Source organism: Exobacillus caeni (assembly GCF_005747095.1).
Lineage (GTDB): Bacteria > Bacillota > Bacilli > Bacillales > Guptibacillaceae > Exobacillus > Exobacillus caeni.
The window spans coordinates 23,052-42,099 of the sequence record NZ_SWLG01000024.1; the positions used below are offsets into that span (position 1 = coordinate 23,052).

At 34.0% G+C, this 19,048-nt stretch carries 16 protein-coding genes; all 16 read left to right on the forward strand.

The features are described 5' to 3' along the window. The first annotated feature begins 27 nt into the window (after positions 1 to 27). The 16 genes from FCL54_RS21205 (at position 28) to FCL54_RS21280 (ending at position 19,031) form a co-directional block, all read left to right on the forward strand. On the forward strand, positions 28 to 3,276 hold the full coding sequence (locus FCL54_RS21205; protein ID WP_138129185.1) for a type I restriction endonuclease subunit R: 3,249 nt from the start codon (positions 28 to 30) through the stop codon (positions 3,274 to 3,276). 163 nt (positions 3,277 to 3,439) lie between these two features. Then, a complete protein-coding gene (locus tag FCL54_RS21210) occupies positions 3,440 to 4,693 on the forward strand; it encodes an SIR2 family protein (RefSeq protein WP_138129186.1) in 1,254 nt (417 codons plus the stop codon). After that, positions 4,686 to 6,419 carry an ATP-binding protein gene (locus FCL54_RS21215; RefSeq protein WP_171016958.1) on the forward strand — a complete coding sequence of 578 codons (1,734 nt, stop codon included), beginning with the start codon at positions 4,686 to 4,688 and terminating at the stop codon, positions 6,417 to 6,419. The genes FCL54_RS21210 and FCL54_RS21215 overlap by 8 nt, the downstream gene beginning before the upstream one ends. Then, entirely contained in the window at positions 6,406 to 7,569 is a 1,164-nt protein-coding gene (locus FCL54_RS21220) for a hypothetical protein (RefSeq protein ID WP_138129188.1), read from the forward strand. Before FCL54_RS21215 ends, FCL54_RS21220 begins: the two co-directional genes overlap by 14 nt. Beyond that, positions 7,559 to 7,819, forward strand: coding sequence for a hypothetical protein (locus tag FCL54_RS21225; protein WP_138129189.1), 261 nt, complete (start codon positions 7,559 to 7,561; stop codon positions 7,817 to 7,819). Before FCL54_RS21220 ends, FCL54_RS21225 begins: the two co-directional genes overlap by 11 nt. Before the next feature lie 368 nt (positions 7,820 to 8,187). Then, positions 8,188 to 9,801: a hypothetical protein gene (locus FCL54_RS21230; protein ID WP_138129190.1), complete on the forward strand. Its 1,614-nt coding sequence runs from the start codon at positions 8,188 to 8,190 to the stop codon at positions 9,799 to 9,801. A gap of 5 nt (positions 9,802 to 9,806) precedes the next feature. Beyond that, on the forward strand, positions 9,807 to 11,027 hold the full coding sequence (locus FCL54_RS21235) for a DGQHR domain-containing protein (RefSeq protein ID WP_138129191.1): 1,221 nt from the start codon (positions 9,807 to 9,809) through the stop codon (positions 11,025 to 11,027). Between the two features lie 779 nt (positions 11,028 to 11,806). Continuing rightward, on the forward strand, positions 11,807 to 12,064 hold the full coding sequence (locus tag FCL54_RS21240) for a hypothetical protein (RefSeq protein ID WP_138129192.1): 258 nt from the start codon (positions 11,807 to 11,809) through the stop codon (positions 12,062 to 12,064). A 396-nt stretch (positions 12,065 to 12,460) separates the two neighbouring features. Next, entirely contained in the window at positions 12,461 to 12,676 is a 216-nt protein-coding gene (locus FCL54_RS21245; protein WP_138129193.1) for a hypothetical protein, read from the forward strand. 179 nt (positions 12,677 to 12,855) lie between these two features. Next, complete coding sequence (locus FCL54_RS21250) at positions 12,856 to 13,179, forward strand: nucleotidyltransferase family protein (RefSeq protein WP_171016959.1); 324 nt, start codon at positions 12,856 to 12,858, stop codon at positions 13,177 to 13,179. Next, the gene (locus tag FCL54_RS21255) at positions 13,155 to 13,553 is read left to right on the forward strand and encodes an HI0074 family nucleotidyltransferase substrate-binding subunit (RefSeq protein ID WP_138129195.1); all 399 of its coding nucleotides are present in this window, start codon (positions 13,155 to 13,157) and stop codon (positions 13,551 to 13,553) included. The genes FCL54_RS21250 and FCL54_RS21255 overlap by 25 nt, the downstream gene beginning before the upstream one ends. Positions 13,554 to 13,910: 357 nt before the next feature. Then, a complete protein-coding gene (locus tag FCL54_RS21260; RefSeq protein WP_138129196.1) occupies positions 13,911 to 14,936 on the forward strand; it encodes an NADP-dependent oxidoreductase in 1,026 nt (341 codons plus the stop codon). A 401-nt stretch (positions 14,937 to 15,337) separates the two neighbouring features. Then, positions 15,338 to 16,534, forward strand: coding sequence for a hypothetical protein (locus FCL54_RS21265; protein ID WP_138129197.1), 1,197 nt, complete (start codon positions 15,338 to 15,340; stop codon positions 16,532 to 16,534). 202 nt (positions 16,535 to 16,736) lie between these two features. Next, on the forward strand, positions 16,737 to 17,462 hold the full coding sequence (locus FCL54_RS21270; RefSeq protein ID WP_138129198.1) for a VCBS repeat-containing protein: 726 nt from the start codon (positions 16,737 to 16,739) through the stop codon (positions 17,460 to 17,462). A gap of 130 nt (positions 17,463 to 17,592) precedes the next feature. Continuing rightward, complete coding sequence (locus FCL54_RS21275; protein WP_246055399.1) at positions 17,593 to 18,138, forward strand: sigma-70 family RNA polymerase sigma factor; 546 nt, start codon at positions 17,593 to 17,595, stop codon at positions 18,136 to 18,138. Next, a complete protein-coding gene (locus tag FCL54_RS21280) occupies positions 18,135 to 19,031 on the forward strand; it encodes a hypothetical protein (protein ID WP_138129200.1) in 897 nt (298 codons plus the stop codon). The genes FCL54_RS21275 and FCL54_RS21280 overlap by 4 nt, the downstream gene beginning before the upstream one ends. Positions 19,032 to 19,048 lie beyond the last annotated feature (17 nt).

Sequence of the window (19,048 nt, forward strand, 5' to 3'; positions counted from 1 at the left end):
ATTCTAGTTGAGAAAGGGGAGAGATAAATGAGCTTTCTAGAAAATTTTACGGAAGATAGGCTGGAAGAAGCAGCAATTGAAATCCTCCAAGAGCTTGGCTATGAATATCTGTTTGGTCCTAACCTCAGCTATGACGGGGAACATCCTGAACGTAAAGACTATCGTACAGTTATTTTAGAAGATCGTATTAAAGATGCTTTATTTAAGCATAACCGTCATTTGCCACAAGAAGCATTAGACGAAGCGTTTCGCCAAATCATTGCCTTAAACAGTCCAAGTTTAGAGGAAAATAATCGTCACTTTCACAGGTTAATTACGGAAGGTATTGATGTTTCTTTTCACCGAGATGGAAATAATCAAACAAAAAAGGCTCTTATAATTGATTTTGAAGAGCCGGCTAAAAATGAGTTTCTTGTCGTTAATCAATTCACAGTTGTTGAAAGAGAAGAACGCCGTCCTGACCTAGTTATTTTCATTAACGGTATTCCTTTTGTTGTCATCGAACTGAAGTCTGCATCTGATGAAAACGTCAGTATTGATAATGCTTTTTCTCAGATTCAAACTTATAAACGAGACATCCCTTCATTATTCTATTACAATGCGTTTTGCATTCTATCAGATGGGATTAATGCGAAAGCGGGCACAATTACTGCTAATCAAGAACGGTTTATGAATTGGCGTACTGTTAATGGTGAAAATATTGAGCCCCTTGAAGTTCCGCAATATGAAGTGTTGTTGAGAGGTATGTTGTCAAAAGACCGGTTAATTGATATTATTCAAAACTTTATTCTTTTTCAAGAATCGAAAGAAGAAGAAAATGATGAAGAGGGCAATAAAATTGGCGATAAGAAAACCATTGCAAAAATTTTAGCTGCTTATCATCAATATTTTGCTGTGAAAAAAGCAGTAGTTCATACCAAAACAGCTACAAGTGAAAATGGAGACCGTAAAATCGGTGTGATTTGGCATACACAAGGGTCTGGTAAGAGTTTTTCAATGGTGTTTTACACAGCTCAGCTTGTTAATAACCTTAACAATCCAACGATTTTGGTAATAACGGATCGCAATGATTTAGATGATCAATTATATACAACGTTTTCAAAGTCACAAGGTATATTAAGGCAAATACCTAAACAAGCGGATGTTCGTAAGCTTAGCGAACAACAGAAAAAACAACAGGCTAGTGAAAACTCAAAAGAAGTTAATGGGTTGTATGATTTACTAAATGACCGTCAATCTGGTGGTATTATTTTTACAACTATACAAAAATTTAAGCCAGAAGAAGATGAAATGACGGTTTTAACTGATCGGAAAAATGTTATTATAATTGCTGATGAGGCACACCGTAGTCAATATGGTCTTTCAGCAAAAACGAATACTAAAACTGGTGAAGTGAAATATGGATATGCTAAACATTTGCGGGATGCACTTCCAAATGCTTCATTCATCGGTTTCACCGGAACACCGATAGAGTTAGAAGATAAATCGACACCAGCTGTTTTCGGTAATTACATTGATATTTATGATATGACTCGAGCAGTGGAAGATGAAGCAACGGTTAAAATTTATTATGAGAACCGCATTATCCGCTTAGAAGCCAATGAAGAAGAACTAGCTAAGATTGATGAAGAATTTGAAGAAATTACAGAGGACCAGGAAGAATCCTCACGAGAAAAATATAAGTCTAAGTGGTCGCGACTTGAAGCAATTGTAGGATCACCAAATCGGATTAAACAATTAGCTAAAGATATCGTCCATCATTATGAAGAAAAGTCTAAAACGATTGATGGAAAAGCAATGGTTGTTAGTATGAGTCGCCGAATCTGTGTGGCACTATATGATGAAATAATCAATCTTCGTCCAGATTGGCATTCTGATGATGATGATAAAGGTAAAATTAAAGTGGTTATGACAGGAAGTGCTGGAGATGAAGATGCACTACAACCACATATTGGTGGTAAAAAACGTCGCGATTTACTGGCTAAACGAATGAAAGACAATAGTGATGAATTAAAAATCGTTATTGTACGCGATATGTGGCTAACAGGATTTGACGTACCTTCCATGCATACGATGTATATTGATAAGCCAATGCATGGCCATAACTTAATGCAGGCCATTGCCCGAGTTAATCGAGTATTCAAAGATAAATCGGGTGGAGTCGTAGTTGATTATATCGGAATATTGGAAAGCTTAAAGAAGGCTTTAAATCAATATACCGATAGCGATAAGAAAACAACAGGTGTCGATACATCAGCAGCAATTGCATTAATGAAGGAAAAACTTGAAGTTTTACAAGATATGATGTACGAATTTGATTACTCCCCATACATGGGTTCTTCACAAGCTGGACGTATTCGGGCAATTACTGGCGGTATGAACGTAATCTTTGGTAAGAGTGAAAAGGAACAAAAAGAGTTTAGGCAGACTGCAACAGAATTAGCAAAAGCACATTCACTATGCGCGGCATCGGACGAAGGCAAACAAGTAGCATTGGAAGTAAGTTATTTCAAGGCTGTTAAAGCAAGCTTAAACAAGCTTCAACAAAAACAGCCAAAGCGTAAGTCCAAAAAAGAAGTTGAATCTCGCGTAAGTCAATTACTAGAACGCTCTATTATTTCTGAAGAGGCAGTTGATGTTTTTGATGTAATGGGCTTAGAACACCCTGATGTTTCTATATTATCTGAAGAGTTTTTAGAAGAAGTACGTCAGTATGAACATAAAAACTTAGCTGTTGAAATGCTTAAAAAATTATTAGAAGGCAACATCAAAACAATGGAAAAACGTAATCTAGTCAAATCACAGAAATACTCGGAAAAACTAAAAAAATCCCTTAATAAATATAAGAATCAAGCTATTACAAACGCAGAAGTAATGGAAGAATTAATTCAAATGGCTAAGGATATGAGAGAAGCTCATAAAGAGGAAGAAGATCTGGGATTAAATGATGATGAAATTGCATTCTATGATGCCTTAACCTCTGAATCTATCGTCAAAGAACTAATGGAAGATGAAGTATTACGAAAAATTGCCAATGAGTTAACTCAAGCAATTAGGCATAACATGACCATTGATTGGCATGTTCGAAAAAGCGCACGGGCCGGGATGAGACGTATTGTTAAGCGATTATTAAGGAAGTATGATTATCCACCAGACCAGGCTAAAAAGGCTTTAGATATAGTAATGCATCAAGCAGAGCTAATGGCAGAGCATACAGACGTAGATAACTGGGAAGCTGTGCAGGCAGCTGAAGGAAAAGGCGAATACAACATATAATAACCTTCAATGTCAGTCATTTCTATAAAAGTTTGTTAAATGGAACTTTTATGTATTGGCTGGCATTTTATTTTATTAAAGATATTTTCTAAGCAATATGCCTATATAATATTCTAATAGTAATTTTCAAACTAACAAAGTTAGAAGAAGGGTGATTAATTAAATGGCTCCAAAAAAGAAATTAATTATTTCAAATTCTGATACTGTAGAACAGGAAATAGAGCATGAAGGCTCATATATTTTTAATAATAAAAAATTAGAAGAGGAACATGCACCAGAAGGAAAATCTATTAAAGAAAAGGCTGAAGAAAAGATAAGTGAAATATTAAATGCTTTTATGAATAGGCAATATGAAAATACAATTATCTTAACTGGAGCAGGGAGTTCTATATTGCGAGATAATGATATCGAAGAAGAAATCACCGAAGGTATAGATATATCTTCCCATTCTGGTAAAACAGTTGTTGAGCTAAAGAATGAAATAGCGGATCGCTTAAACCAACTATCATCATGGTTCAACTTAGAGGAGTTGGCGGATAGAGTTAAATATTACGCTGGAGAAGAATATTTTAATATTGAAGATTTGTTATCAAAAGTAGAAACCGCAAGAGATTATATCCCAGGAGAAGAAAAAGAGAAATTTGATGATACTATAGAAGAAATTGAGAAAGTAATAAGGAATTTGTGTGATATTAAGTTGTGCACCTTTCACAAGCATGGTGAATTTATAAATAAATTAGTTACCAAAAGAAAGTCACATAGTAGAGTGAAAATATTTACTACAAACTATGACACTTTATTTGAACAAGCATTACAACAGGAAGAGTATATTCTAGTGGATGGCTTTTCATACGAGACACCAAGGAAATTTAACTCTAGGTATTTTGATTATGATTTTATTGTTAGAGGTGAGAATAAAATTATAGATGAACCTGAATTCGTTGATAAAGTAGTCCATTTATTTAAAATACATGGGTCGATTGATTGGCAGAAAAATGACTATGGAGATGTTATAAAAAGCCAAGGAGCAAATGAACAAAATCTACCGTTAATGATTTATCCAAGAAGAGCAAAGTTCGAACAGTCTTATGAAAACCCTTATTTTGATTTGTTTTCAAGATTTCAGTTGGAATTAAGAAAAAATAATACCCTTCTGATTGTTATAGGTTTTAGTTTTGCTGATAAACATATTAAGTCAATTGTAAAAAATGCATTATTAAATAATTTAGGGTTAAATATTTTAATAGTGTCACCTGATTTAGAAAAAGAGGAGTATGGGGATTTTATTGATAGAGCAAAAAAGTACACAAATATTATGTTATATGGGGAAACCTTCAATAAATTCGTAAGCAAATTTCGCAAACAAAATGCTTATAGTGATGAACTATTTTTAAATAATGGTGATGCACATGACTAATAATTCAATATTCCAACAAAAGTTATTCTTGGGCTTTATAAACAAAGTTACAACAAACTTTGTATCCGCACACATACCGTCTTCAAGATATATAAGCAAATTTTATTTTAATGGTGAAGAATTTCATGGTGGTCAAATCAATAGTTTTGTAATTATAGAAGGAGAAAACTTAGGCTTTTTAGGAAGAATTATTTCAACAGAATTACCGGAAAAGGAACGAATTGAAATATCTACTGAAGCATTAAAAGAGAAGGATTTTCATCCTCTAGTAAAAATAGAAATATTATCGTGCTTTGATTACTTTAATATGGATTTCAAAAAATCAATCTCAGAGTTCCCGAATGTCGGAGCAAAAATTTATATTGCTCGAAAACAAATAGTAAATAGATATATTGAACAAATCGAATTCGTTAAACATCAGTTAAAAACAAACAAATTTGCCTCGCTTATTAATAGCTATGAAGCTGAAGTTGATCTTTCTTTACAAAGTATTTTTAGTAGGCATACAGCAGTTGTTGGAACAACCGGTAGTGGAAAAAGTTGGACAACATCTAACTTAATTATAAATATAATAGAGAAGAATCAAAAAGCAATATTAATTGATGCTACAGGTGAATATAAAAGTATTGCAGAGACTTATAATGACAAAACCCAAGAAATTATCTTGGGACAAAACCATCATTTTTCATATAAAAAATTGACATTAGAGGATCTGCTTTTTCTTGTTAAACCCTCAGCCAATTCCCAATTACCTAAACTAAAGGAAGCGATTAAATCGTTAAAATTAATTGAAATAGCCTCTGAAGAAATACAATCTTATGTTCATACATTTCAACAGGGGAATAGAACTGTTATAAAGAAGAATCAACCTAAACAACCATTTACACAAGTATTAAACAATTATATTAATGAGGTATCTCAAGATAATTTAAATTTTGATATTAGAAGTTTAGCAACACAGATTGAAAATGAGTGTTTTTGGGAAAATGCTAGAAATGGTTCAAATACATTTGGTGATACTGAAAATAGCAGTTTAGGTTTCTGTGCAACTTTAATTACAAGGATTAATAATCTAATTAATGAAAGGCAGTTTAACAGGGTTTTTAATTTTACAAGTGAAAATGAAACAGATGATGCGAGTGATTTATTGGAGCAATTTGTTAATGAAAATACTAAATGTTTATTTTATATTGACTTAAGTGACTTACCTTTCGCTTTTAATATAAGGGAGGTAGTCGCGAATTCAATTGGAAGGATGTTACTTTCTTATGCAAGAGAAGATAAATTCACCTCTAAACCAACAGTCTTAATTGTTGATGAAGCTCATCAGTTTTTAAATAAAACTGTAAACAATGATTATGAATCATTTAAAATGGAAGCCTTTGATAATATTTCAAAAGAAGGAAGAAAGTATGGGTTATTTTTATGTATATGTACTCAACTCCCTCGAGATATTCCAATAGGTACATTAAGTCAAATTGGTACTTTCTTGGTACATCGTCTTATAAATCAAAGGGATAAAGAAATTGTGATTAATGCAATGCCATCAGCTAACAGTGATATAATTAGTTATTTACCAGAACTAGGTCAAGGAGAACTAATTGTTTCAAGTTCAGAAATTAAAGTACCTCTAATTCTAAAAGTTAAGAAACCTAGCGTTGAACCTGATTCAAATACCCCAGTCTTTAGAATGGAAGAGGGGGAAAGACAAAATGGAGAACAATGAGTTAATTGAAGTTAAAGGGGATCTTGTAATTCCCTTTGCAGAAGGTGCAGATGAGCATTCTGAACCAATTAAAATACCTAATTCTTTATTGGATGCTGTCGTAAAAGGATTACAAAATAATCCTGCATCACAAAAATTAATTAAGGTAAGTGAAGATCCCAGTGAACTTTTTAAGGTTATTTTACGACCTGATCTGCAAGAAGGCATTGATTCAGGAAAATTGATTTGGGATGGTTGTTCGGTTGATTTACGGAATGCAAACACTAACCGGTACGCAGGGAAAATAACACTACAGAAATCAGAACTACCCACAGAGGTTAATAAAACTGATTCTTCAAAAGCGGTCACGAGTCTTTCAAATGTTACCAAAGCGATATGCTCAATATCTGGTCAAGTACAGTTAGCTGAAATTAGCCAAAAAATAGGTGTACTTGATGAAAAGATAAATTCTATTATTGAGAATAGTTGGCGTGAAAAGATTGCAGCTTTACAATCGGCAACTGAAATGATTAATGATGGATTGTTAGAATTGCCAGATAGCAACGCATTAACGAGGATAAATCTGGCTATACTAGAAGTTGGCAATCTATCGAACTATTTCAGATTATCTATTGAAAATATCATCTCTAAAAGAATAACAATAAGCGTCTGGGCCTCCTTTAAGGAGAGCATGTTTACATGGTTTGGTAAAAATAAAGATGAATATAATGAGGAGTTCGTTAATGAAATAAGAGAGTTACTTGAAGAATACAGTTTTCTTATAGATTGTTATATTCAGGCTGAAACATTATTAGGGAGTTGCTATCAGGTAATAGAAGGATACAAAAAAGCAAAAAAGTATTATGATAGGATTGAAGATCTCATAAATTATTCATCACAAGAGTTATACAAAAAACTTATTTTTCTGTTGGATATTAATGATGAAAGCGTAGATTTTCAGAGAAAAGTAATAGACATATTGCCGTTAATTGATAAAAGGCAAATTCCGATAAAAGCAGCAATAAAGACCGCAAATGACAATGAAATAAATGGTATAAACAAAACCCTTCAAATAAAACAACAATTACTTGATGGTCCATTGATAACTTTTGAGTTGCCTCGTGAGATTTTACTATTACAACATGATGGAGATGAAGCTAATGAATGCTAATTGTCCTAAATGCCAACAACAAACCATTTTTGAATCAATTGATAATAAGAAATATAAGTGCCAAAAATGTAAAACGATTTCGCATAAATGTCATAATGATAGCTGTATTAATATGGTTTCTTTTGGATCATATTGCTCAAAATGTGTTGGACGAGGGTTTAAGAATATTGGAGCTGGTGCTTTAACTGTTGTTGCAGTTGTAGGAGGCATAGCTGTTAAGGTTTTATTAGGCGGTAAAGGAAAAAGTTGATTCTATCAAGACATTAGATTTAACAGCATATATTATCTTGATAACAAGACACCCTACGTTAAGTTTCGTAGAGTGTCTTTCTTATTTTTACTATCTTTAACGTCCACCGTCAAACTCTCACGATTCTTGATGTTGGTTCCTAAAATTCCATTATCTGCAAAATAAGGAAGGAATATAAATGAATTTTGTCGAAATTTTATGTAAAGGGTGGCTCCATCCCACGACTTTTAAACTTATCGGAAGCGAGGATTAGTTTAAGTGATGATTGGAGATTGAAAAGTTAGTTTAAGAAATTACCTAATTTATATTAATAATAAAGCTAAAAAGATGTATGAAAAAGGTTTTAAGTAAAGGTAGGTGTTTTGATTATGACTGAAAAGAACCTAACGAATAAAAAGTTTAGAGAAGAGATTGAAGCTATATATAGCAAAATGACCACTGATTTAGAGTCCATCGCAAAAGAAATTATTGCACTCTTAGATGACGTTTTTTATAGCATTCTACAATCAGAAAATGAGAAATATAATTTGTTACATAATGTCGGTTTAAAGGAAGGTAAATATTATAGTATTAGTTCTAGGATAAAAGAATCCAAAAGTCTAGGTGAAAAACTAGTTAGGAAGAGTGATTTACTTAAAATCAAGAGTGAATGTAACGGAGAAATACTAGTAGAAAAGATATCAGAATTTTTGAAAGGCAGATACACAGATTTAATAGGAATTAAGATCTTAGGAGATTTGCACTTTGATGAAGTAAACATCTTCAAATTAATAGAAGAAAACTCCGCTTTTTTTGAAGATAGATATAGTAAAATCATATTTAAGGAAATAAGTCAGCAACCGCAACCCATGGAAAATGGGTTGGATATTTACAGGATAGATTGTCAATACACAAAGAAAATATCTCCATTTACCGTTTATAATTTTGAACTTCAGATTAAAAGTCAATTAATGTCTGCATGGGCTGATATGGAGCACCAACAATACTATAAAAACTTTATTTTTAATCCTATAAGAAATACTAGTCAACCTATTATGAATGAAGTGGGAAAATTGATTTACCAAACTGAAGAGTTATTAATTAAAATTAGAAATTCAGAGAAAGAATATAGTGAGATTCAAGAAAGATTGGATTTTACAGCAACGTTGGGTGATATTTATAGTGAATTCATTCAAAATAGTTTAACAATTAGCGCTGAGCCAATGCTAACCAATGTTTCCGGTGCTCTATATATGCTAAATGATATAATTGAGCCTGATGAAGAAGCTATTAGAAAGATAATAAAATCAGGTTTCTTATATACTCCCCCTGCAATTGAAGGCGGGGAACATTCTCATTATATTGCGCTAAGAGATACTGATTTCCAAATCCAAATATTAGAAGCAATTTCTTTGCTCTGGTATAAATCAAAAAATAAATTTTGTGGGGAGTTTTCATATGATGATTATATATCCCAGTTTAATGAGCATTTTCTTGATGGATTGATTCGTACTTTTAAATTAGAGGCATTAGCAGATAATTTTAAGTGCTTTTGGTATATGTTATTCAAAGAGATTAACGTGTCAGATGTATATTTAAGTATTTCGAAATATTACGAAATAAGCTCATTTTTTAGACAAGTTCATGATGAATGGGAAAAAAGTTTTGGGGAACTATTAGAACAGACTTCCGAAGATCAAAGTAAAGATGAAGATGGGGATGAAATAGAAAATGAAGAAGATTTCGATGATAATTCGGAACCAAATCTACATGAAGGGCTGTTAGCAATTAACCTTGTATTTGCATTAAAAAAATTATATAAGAAGTATGATACTTATCAACTAGGTCATAAATATCAGATAAGCATAGAAAATATTGATTATCCGATTATAAGAACAAAATTAGAAGAATTGTTCAAAACTCTGATAGCTTCTTTTGATAAGTCTCAACATCCATTATTAAATGATGTTCAGGAAGTTTGTATAAGCCTAATAAAGAGGTGAAATCTTTGAATATAGTTGCTATAGAATATTTTCAGCATAATCTGAGGTTCTTAAGTACAGTAATGTCTGTTAAAACAATACATGAAAATTCTAAAGTTCTTATATATGGTAAGGATCAATATGGTTATCAAAGAGAATTGGATGAAAAACATATAGAAAAAATAAAAAGGAATATAATTAACAATGATAATACATTGTTGCCTACTTCGATTATCCTTAGTATAGATGAAAAAGATGTATGCAAAATTGAAAAACCCTTTGTGGATTTAGATTGTAATTTCATTAACTTGGACTTAGAGGAATCTAATTTGGGGAATGAATTGTTTAGGATAGTAGATGGTCAACATAGGTTAGCTGGCTTACGGGCAGCGTATGATGAAACGAATAATCCTTCTTTTATAAATTTCAAGCTAAATGTAGTTATTCTAGTGATTCCAAATCAACAAAGGAGTATTGAGGTTAATATATTCAATGATATTAATTCTACTCAAAAGAAACTTAAAACAGATTTAATTGAGTTAGTGAGAGCAAAATATATTTTATTAGGAGAAACTCCCATACCGATAAAAGATAGTGGAGTTGTAAACTATATAGGGATGAACGTGGCGAATCTACTAAATGAAGATGAATTTTTTAAAAATGGAGTTTGGAGAAATGCAATTCAGTTAGTGGGAAGTGTAGAAGCAACGGAAGGAATAATTGGAGTATCTGCTTTTAAAAAAGCGATCTCTCCAATTTTAAGATTCTTTTATAATAGAAGCGAGCTAAAAGAATATATCAAAGAAATGGCACAAACAGACGAAAAAATTAATATAGATCGGCTAAATGAGTTTTCTTTTGAATTAGCACAATTAATAGATAAGGTTTGGGAAGAAGTTGAGAAAAAGTGGGGATTATGTTTTAAAGATTCCTCTCAACTTGATAAATATGGATATAGATATTCTGATGGATTTTATTTACAAAAAACAACAGGGGCAAATGCTATAATGCGTATTATTATGATGATCTTAAAAGATAAAGAAAAAGATGGTAGTAGGATTACTATGAATAATACTGCAGCTAGGGATAGGGTAATAAGTGAAGTTCTGAACGATTTTGTTTCCATTCTAAGTTCCAGCGTAGTAAGGGCAGAGGATTGGAAAAATGGGGGACAATTTGCAGGATTGACCTCAGGTTCTGGCTTTAAAATAGCAGTAAACCTGATTTATCCAAAAAGAGAAGAATAATATAGGTTGCTTTATAGTACTAAAAGAAGACCCTCTCCGGAATATTAGGGTTTTATTATTTAAAGTAAATAAATTAGTGAAATTATTCATCCCTAGATTAATATCTATACTTTAATACTGAGCAATTGAATTTCGAAAGTATATGTAACAATTTATTGTTAGAGTACTTCTACTAAATTGAAAGAAGTATGTCTTGATTGGTCACTAATAAAAACTTATTTAAAATAAAATAGGTAAACTCAATTACCAATTGTTATGTGAAAAAATATAAAAATTTTATGCTAACATTTGCTAACGCAATTAAGTAAAAACTGTAACATCTCGTTAAAGATGTTACAGTTAGAAAATCTGAAAACATTGATTTACCGCACTGTTGGGACCCAACATGAAAGATATTACAACTTATCATATTGTGGGCGGCATGATGTAATAACGCCCAAAACCCTTTCAACATAGGGTTTGAGAACAATTTAACTGGATTTTGACTGTTTTTTAAATTCTCAACTAAAATTTACAAGCCTCTCAAGAGTTTATAAACTTTTGAGAGGCTTTTCATTTATTCTTAAATATGAACCGGGCACCAGGATTAATAAAATGTTCTTTAATTTCTCATAAAAGGAAAAAACAAAATCATTCTCTCTTAGACAAATATAATTAGTGTAATAAAACTCCAAAAGTGGTTCTACAAGTTCATTTATGTAAATACTTCTAGTGGTTGATTATCATATATTCTTTTAAAATAAAAGTAACAATTAGCTTTATATGAGGAGAAAAGATATATGAAATGGTTAAATAAGATAATAAAGTATCAACAACAGGAAGATATTTTTAAAGTAGCACACATTCAAGAACCACCTGAATTATGGGTCAATGATAACGTTGAACTTTATTTTGTTGCGGAAACATGGAAATATAAAGGTGACGCTTATCAGGTGAAAATGTCTAGGCGACTTGATCACTTGAAGAAGGAACCTGACCGTGTCCCACGGAGCTCAACTTTAAAAATATCGATTTATTTGGATTTATATTTAGTTTAATTATGCCATTTTTTCCTTGGCTCGATCTATACTATTAGTGCCGACGGTGAAGATTACGTAGAACAAAATAAAAATTTTTAAAAGGAATTTTTTGTCACAAAATAAGTATCCTTTTTTTATCACTTTTATTGTTTATGATGATCAAACAGACGAATATATAAATTTTTTTAATGAGAATAAAATTGCTTTTACGTTAACCCAACTTGAGGAAAAAAGAACATATTTTACTTTTTTTAGAAAACATCAATATAATCCACCTTGCTTCACTGTAAGCATTACAGATGCACATTCATTAGCTCTTGTAATAGATGAAACATTTTGGCTGCCAGCTCAAAATGAGTTTTATTCTATTTCTATTTCTGACAATTTAACGTTTAAATTAAATACGGTTACAGAATGGAAAAGAAAAGAGAACGGTCAATACCTATTTTTAATATAGATGAAGGAACTACTTTTATTACAATTCTTCACGATGGAGCTGGATTTCACTTGTTTTCAAATGAAGAGAAATATTCAAATCTAGATAATTTAATTTCCAACTTACCAAAAGGCACTGTAATTACCCAATTAAATGATACATTGATTAAGAGAGATGATATTGAAGAAGAATAACACTTGTTCAACAATTGGGGGCTTATCTTTAATATAACGCAAACCACATTTAGGTTCTGGTGTAGTTATTAATGGACCTGATAGCGATCTAATTTCTGATTGGGGAAGTAGAGAAGGAAAATCCAACAAAGAGATGATATACATATGCTATAATGGGACAAAAAAGAGGAAGGGATATTATGGGATGTCCTGCAGATTTACGGGAGCGAATTTTAGAACAACTAAAATCGATTTTGAATGAACAACTCGGCAAGGAAAAAGCGCGCGTTTACTTATTTGGTTCCTGGGCCCGACAGGAAGAAAAACATAGTTCGGATATCGACATCGCTATCGAATCCCACTCCCCGATCTCTCCTTTTAGATGGAATAAATTGATCGAGAAAATCGAAGAGTCTACCATTCCTTACAAGGTAGATGTAGTGGATTTACATGATGCTAAAGACTCTCTAGTCCAACAAGTGAAAGAGGAGGGAATTTTATGGAAAGATTACGCCAACGATTAGAAGCAGCAGAAAAAGCGTTGGCTGCCTTTGAAAAGCTGACTAATCTTAAAAACCCTAACGATGTGGAAAGAGATGCAGCGATTCAACGATTTGAATTCTCTTTCGAGGCTAGTTGGAAAGCGGCTAAACAATATTTATATGACATAGAAGGGGTGGATGCCGGCTCTCCGAAGAGCGTCATTCGCAGTTGCAGGGAGGTCCACTTGTTAGAGGATGAAGAGGCCGTTCTAGCTTTGGAGATGGTAAATGATCGTAATTTGACCGTCCATACCTATAATGAAGAAGTGGCCATTAAAATCCACAAAAATTTGACTAAGTATAATAACCTTCTCCATCAATGGGTTGAACGGATGAATGAGAAAGTGGGGAAATAGCTAATAAAGGATAAAGCCCCAGACGTTAGCAATAGCCGAGAGAATAGGCGGCATGATGTAAAACCGCTCTCCATTTCGTTATGAATAGGATAAATAGAAGAGGATTTCCATTAGTTCAGTGAACTTTTGGAAATCCTCTTTTTCTTATTTTGTATAATTTCGCTTTATGAATATCCCCCTTAACATGGAAAAGAAATTCTTTTGCATAAAATCTTGTTTTCCTTTCATTTGAAATCCAATTGTTTGATAAAGAATATAGAATCCATCACAATAAAAAGAGATTGATGATACTTTCATGACGAAAAAAATAATGGTTTAGTTAAACATGATCTATTTAAAAAAGAAAGGAGCTTTGCAATGAATAAAACAAACCGCCAAATCGTATTAGAGAAAAGACCTAAAGGTATGCCTGATGAGGAGACATTTAGATTTAAAGAACAGGACATTAGAGAGCTTAAGGAAGGGGAAGTTTTACTTCGTACGCTTTATGTTTCTGTTGATCCATATATGAGGGGCCGAATGCAAGATGCTGAGTCGTATATTGAACCTTTTCAACTGGATAAAGTGATTGAGGGCGGTTCCATCGGAGAAGTTGTGGAATCCAAGTCGGAAAACCTTCAACAGGGTGATATCGTTATCGGGATGTTTGGCTGGCAAACGTCTTATGTCGCTAAAGAGAAGGAAGTCAGAAAAATCGATCCTTCGTTAGCACCGATTACGACGCATTTAGGTATTTTAGGAATGACTGGGCTAACTGCTTATTTTGGTTTATTGGATATTGGGAAGCCAAAAGAAGGAGAAACTGTGGTTGTCTCTGGAGCTGCAGGAGCTGTCGGCTCTGTTGTCGGGCAAATTGCCAAAATAAAAGGCGCCAGAGTAGTTGGAATTGCGGGATCGGAGGACAAGATCTCATTCTTGAAGGATGAATTGGGCTTTGATGAAGCGGTTAATTACAAAACAGCTACGAACTTGAAGAAAGAAATTGGCCAGGCCTGTCCAAACGGAGTGGATGTTTACTTTGACAACGTTGGTGGAGAGGTGTCGGATGCAGTTCTAGCGAATCTGAACCGATTTGCGCGCGTACCTGTTTGTGGAGCGATTTCTGCTTATAATCTGGAAAGTGTGGATGTCGGGCCTCGTGTACAAACAACGTTGATTAAGAAAAGTGCGCTCATGCAAGGGTTTACGGTAGGTAATTATTCAGATCGTTTCCAGGAAGGTTCAATGCAGCTTGGGAAATGGCTGCAGGAAGATAAGCTCAAATATCAGGAAACCATTCGTGAAGGTTTTGAAAATATCCCGAATGCATTCCTTGATCTCTTTAAAGGCAACAATACCGGAAAGCTCCTTGTAAAAGTGGCTGACCGTCAAGATGAACAATAAGGTTGAAACTTAAACAATAATATCAAAATTCGAGAAGGTCTTTCATCAGTTTACTAAACTGGTGGAGGGCCTTTTTTTGTATTTGCTGTCTTATTCAAGGCTGAAAAGTGGAACATCGTAAAAATTCTGATGCTAGAAGTAAATATGTCCGTTCATCTTGATTTGCTATTACATGAAGGTAGATTGGAAGATATTAAGCTGCTTATAAACGAGTTTAGATTCAAGAACATTAGATGGAAGTTGGTATCATATGGCATATCTAGAGCCGATTCTAAGGGTTGTTGCCCGGGGACAGGTATGGATTTTTGAAGTGAATGCCCTATTAAATAAATTCGTACCCATACCATTCAATTTATAAAGTCATATATTAATATAAACCAATAAGAAGAGAGGTGATTTGTATGGGAGTTGGTCCAACACCGCCTCCTAATGATCTATGTAATTCAGCTACTGTGATTGCTGCTCTTCCATTTACAGATACAATGAATACCTGTACTGCTACAATAGACTATAACAGTCCTTGTTTTGGTGATGACACAGGTGACTATTTTTCAGTATGGTATACCTATACACCTGCGGTGGATATGCAGATTAATGCTAATACAGTAGGTAGTGATTATGATACCGTTCTATCTGTTTTTGCAGGATCATGTGATAATTTACAATTCGTAGGCTGTAATGATGATGGCGGAGGAAATTACACCTCTTCAATCAGTTTTGCTGCGTCTGCAGGAGTAACCTATTATTTTATGATAGGTGGTTATTTTGAGGTTTCATGTGGAGATTTAGTATTTAATGTTTTAGAGTTAATTCCGCCTCCTAATGACTTATGCACTTCAGCTACTCCGATCGCTGCCCTTCCATTTACAGATACAACGAATACCTGTACTGCTTCACTAGATTATAATAGTCCTTGTTTGGATGGTGACACAGGTGACTATTTTTCAGTATGGTATACCTATAAACCTACAACGGATATGCAGATTACTGCTAATACAGTAGGTAGTGATTACGATACCGTTCTTTCCGTTTTTACAGGATCTTGTGATAATTTACAATTCATAGATTGTGATAATGATAGCGGCGGAAATCAAACATCCAGAATCAGTTTTGCTGCGTCTGCAGGAGTAACCTATTATTTTATGATAGGTGGTTATTCTGAGGTTTCATGTGGAGATTTAGTATTTAATGTTTTAGAGTTAATTCCGCCTCCTAATGACTTATGTACCTCAGCTACTCCGATCGCTGCCCTTCCATTTACAGATACAATGAATACCTGTACTGCTACACTAGACTATCACAATCCATGTGGTGAAGGTGACACTGGTGACTATTTTTCAGTATGGTATACCTATACACCTGCGGAGGATATGCAGATTACTGCTGATACAGTAGGTAGTGATTACGATACCTATCTTGCTGTTTTTACAGGATCATGTGATAATTTACAATTCATAGACTGTGATGATGATAGCGGCGGAAATCGAACATCCAAAATCAGTTTTGCTGCTTCAGCAGGAGTAACCTATTATTTTATGATAGGTGGGTATTCTAATGATTCTTGTGGAGATTTAGTATTTAATGTAGTAAGTGCTTGAACATGAAAAACAACGAAAAGGACTTTAAAAAAGCGGCATTTTGGTGAAAACACTGGCAAACGAAACGCGTTCTGTCAGTGTTTTTTATTGAAAATGATTTATGCATAGTATTAGTATTCTTGTTGGAAAGCGTATAAATGACTTGTGTACAGATCAATGCATAGGTTATTGCATAAACCAAATTTATGCAGGGAGCCTTCTAATGTATAAAAATCACTTTAATACAAACATGAGACATTCGGTTGTTGTCGCTTTTGCAAAGGGAGATGTAAATGGCGACAATGTTCCTGACAATATATACGTGACTGGGTTCAAAGCGTCAGAAGTTTCAATTGTTCAAAATATGGCGCTTGTGATCCAGGATGGTGCGACAGGAAATTTTCTTCGTATTCCTCTGAAAGAAAGTACTGGATATAATCCCAATCTGTTTTTAGGGGACTTAACAGGAGATGGAGTAGACGACATTTTAATCAGCATACCAACAGGCGGCAGTGGCGGAACAACCTATAACTATATTTATTCCTTTGTTAACAACACACCACGTTTGCTATTCGACTCTGATGTATATAACCAGCAATATCAATATGAGGTAACTTATAAAGATAACTACAAGGTCGAAGTAGTAAGCAAAATAAATAACACAAGATACCTTATCGATCTATCACTGCGAGGGCCAGAATATTTAAATGAAATATACGATACAAACGGAAAACTGAAGATGCCTATCAACGGCTGGGTAGATCCTATAAGTGGTTTATATCCGATCGATTTGGACTCAAATAAAGTGTATGAGCTACTAGCATTTCAACAGATCGCAGGAAGATACCATGCAGATTCGTTAGGCTATATTCAAAATAGGTTAAAATGGAGCGGCTATTCGTTTATTCTTGACTATCAGGACCTGGCTATTTTTGGTTCTCTGGGATAAAATCCTATAAATAATTTAGAAAAGCGTCAGGAGTAATTTCCATGACGTTTTTTTATTAGGAATATTCTTGAAACCTTTTCATCCGTTCGTCGTCTAAAGGATGACTTTTTCAAGAGGAGGTGCTTACATTTTGAAAGAATTTAATGCGTCTGAAAAACAAGGGGCCTTATCAAGGGAAGAAACGCTGGTTCAGCTGATGGATTCTTATGGCGACCTGGTAAAAAAGCTAGCTTATACATACGTAAAAGACATCGATCTGGCTGAGGATATCGCTCAGGATGTATTTATAAAATGCTACGACCATCTTCATTTATTTAAAGAAAAATCCTCCTACAAAACGTGGATTTATCGAATTACCGTTAATCGCTCAAAGGATGTTCTAAAAAGCAATGCCTATAAACGGATATTGCCGTTCAAAAAAGTTGCATCGCATTCAAAAGAAAAAACAACGGAGTTAACGGTGATAGATAACAGTAATCGAAACGTAGTTACCAATTCATTAATGACATTACCTTCTAAATATAGAGAAATACTTTTCCTTTTTTACTATGAAGAATTGAAGCTGAGGGAGATAAGCGAAGTAACCAGTCTTAAAGAAGCGACTGTAAAAACAAGATTGAGCCGTGGAAAGCAATTATTAAAAAAAGAGCTGGAAAGGAGAAGGTTTGAGCTATGAGTAATAAAGATGAGTTAAAACTGAAAGGACATCTTGATCGTGAAACTTACAGCCAAATAAATTTTTCACAAAAAGAAAAAGAACGTGTTCTTGTTAATGTCACCTCTGCTAAAAAAAGACGAAAAAGTAAAATGCCACTGGTCAAAAAGCTGGCTTTAAATGCTGCTGCGGCTATCGTTTTAGTAGGGATGGGGACGTTTGTTTATCAGGAGGTTCAAAAAAATCAGGAAGCTGTTGTAGATCAACCTGAAAATAGTGACGAGGAGGCACTTGCCCGGGATGAAGCCGAAGATGGCCCGAAGCCGGATATAGATAAAGATGTACCTGATACAACGGCCGATGGAAGTTCTGGCCCAACAGATGATAAGGCCTGGGAGGACCGCACGATAACAGAAAAATTTTCTACACCAAATGATCCAAAAAATGCAAATGAATTCATTGCACAAAATAATGAAATTTACCAGCAGCCGCTTCCGGAACAATACGCAGATGATCCGATGCATTATTATGGAATAGGCGCGAGTTCCCTTTACTATTGGTTAGAAACAACTTATAAGGTGGAAGGAACTGCGATCGAAAAAGACTTCAGGAATTTAAAAAATCTTGCTGCCATCGTGGTACTTGAAGAAAAAGAGAGGTATGCCCATTTAGGGTTAGTCAACGAAAATCCATACGATTATAAAGACCAATGGAAAGAACCGAGTGACAGGATGGAGCAAGCACACGAGTATCTCAAGGATTTATTAAACGAAATAAATGTCGCCATTAATGAAGACGGCAAAGGGGAGACGAAGGGATATTCCTATATGCTGGATGGAGAAAAAGTTAAGGAGCTGCAGGAATTCATAGGGACAGATGAAGAGATAAAAGCAATGGAAATTATAGAGGATTGAGGGACAGTGAACCTGTC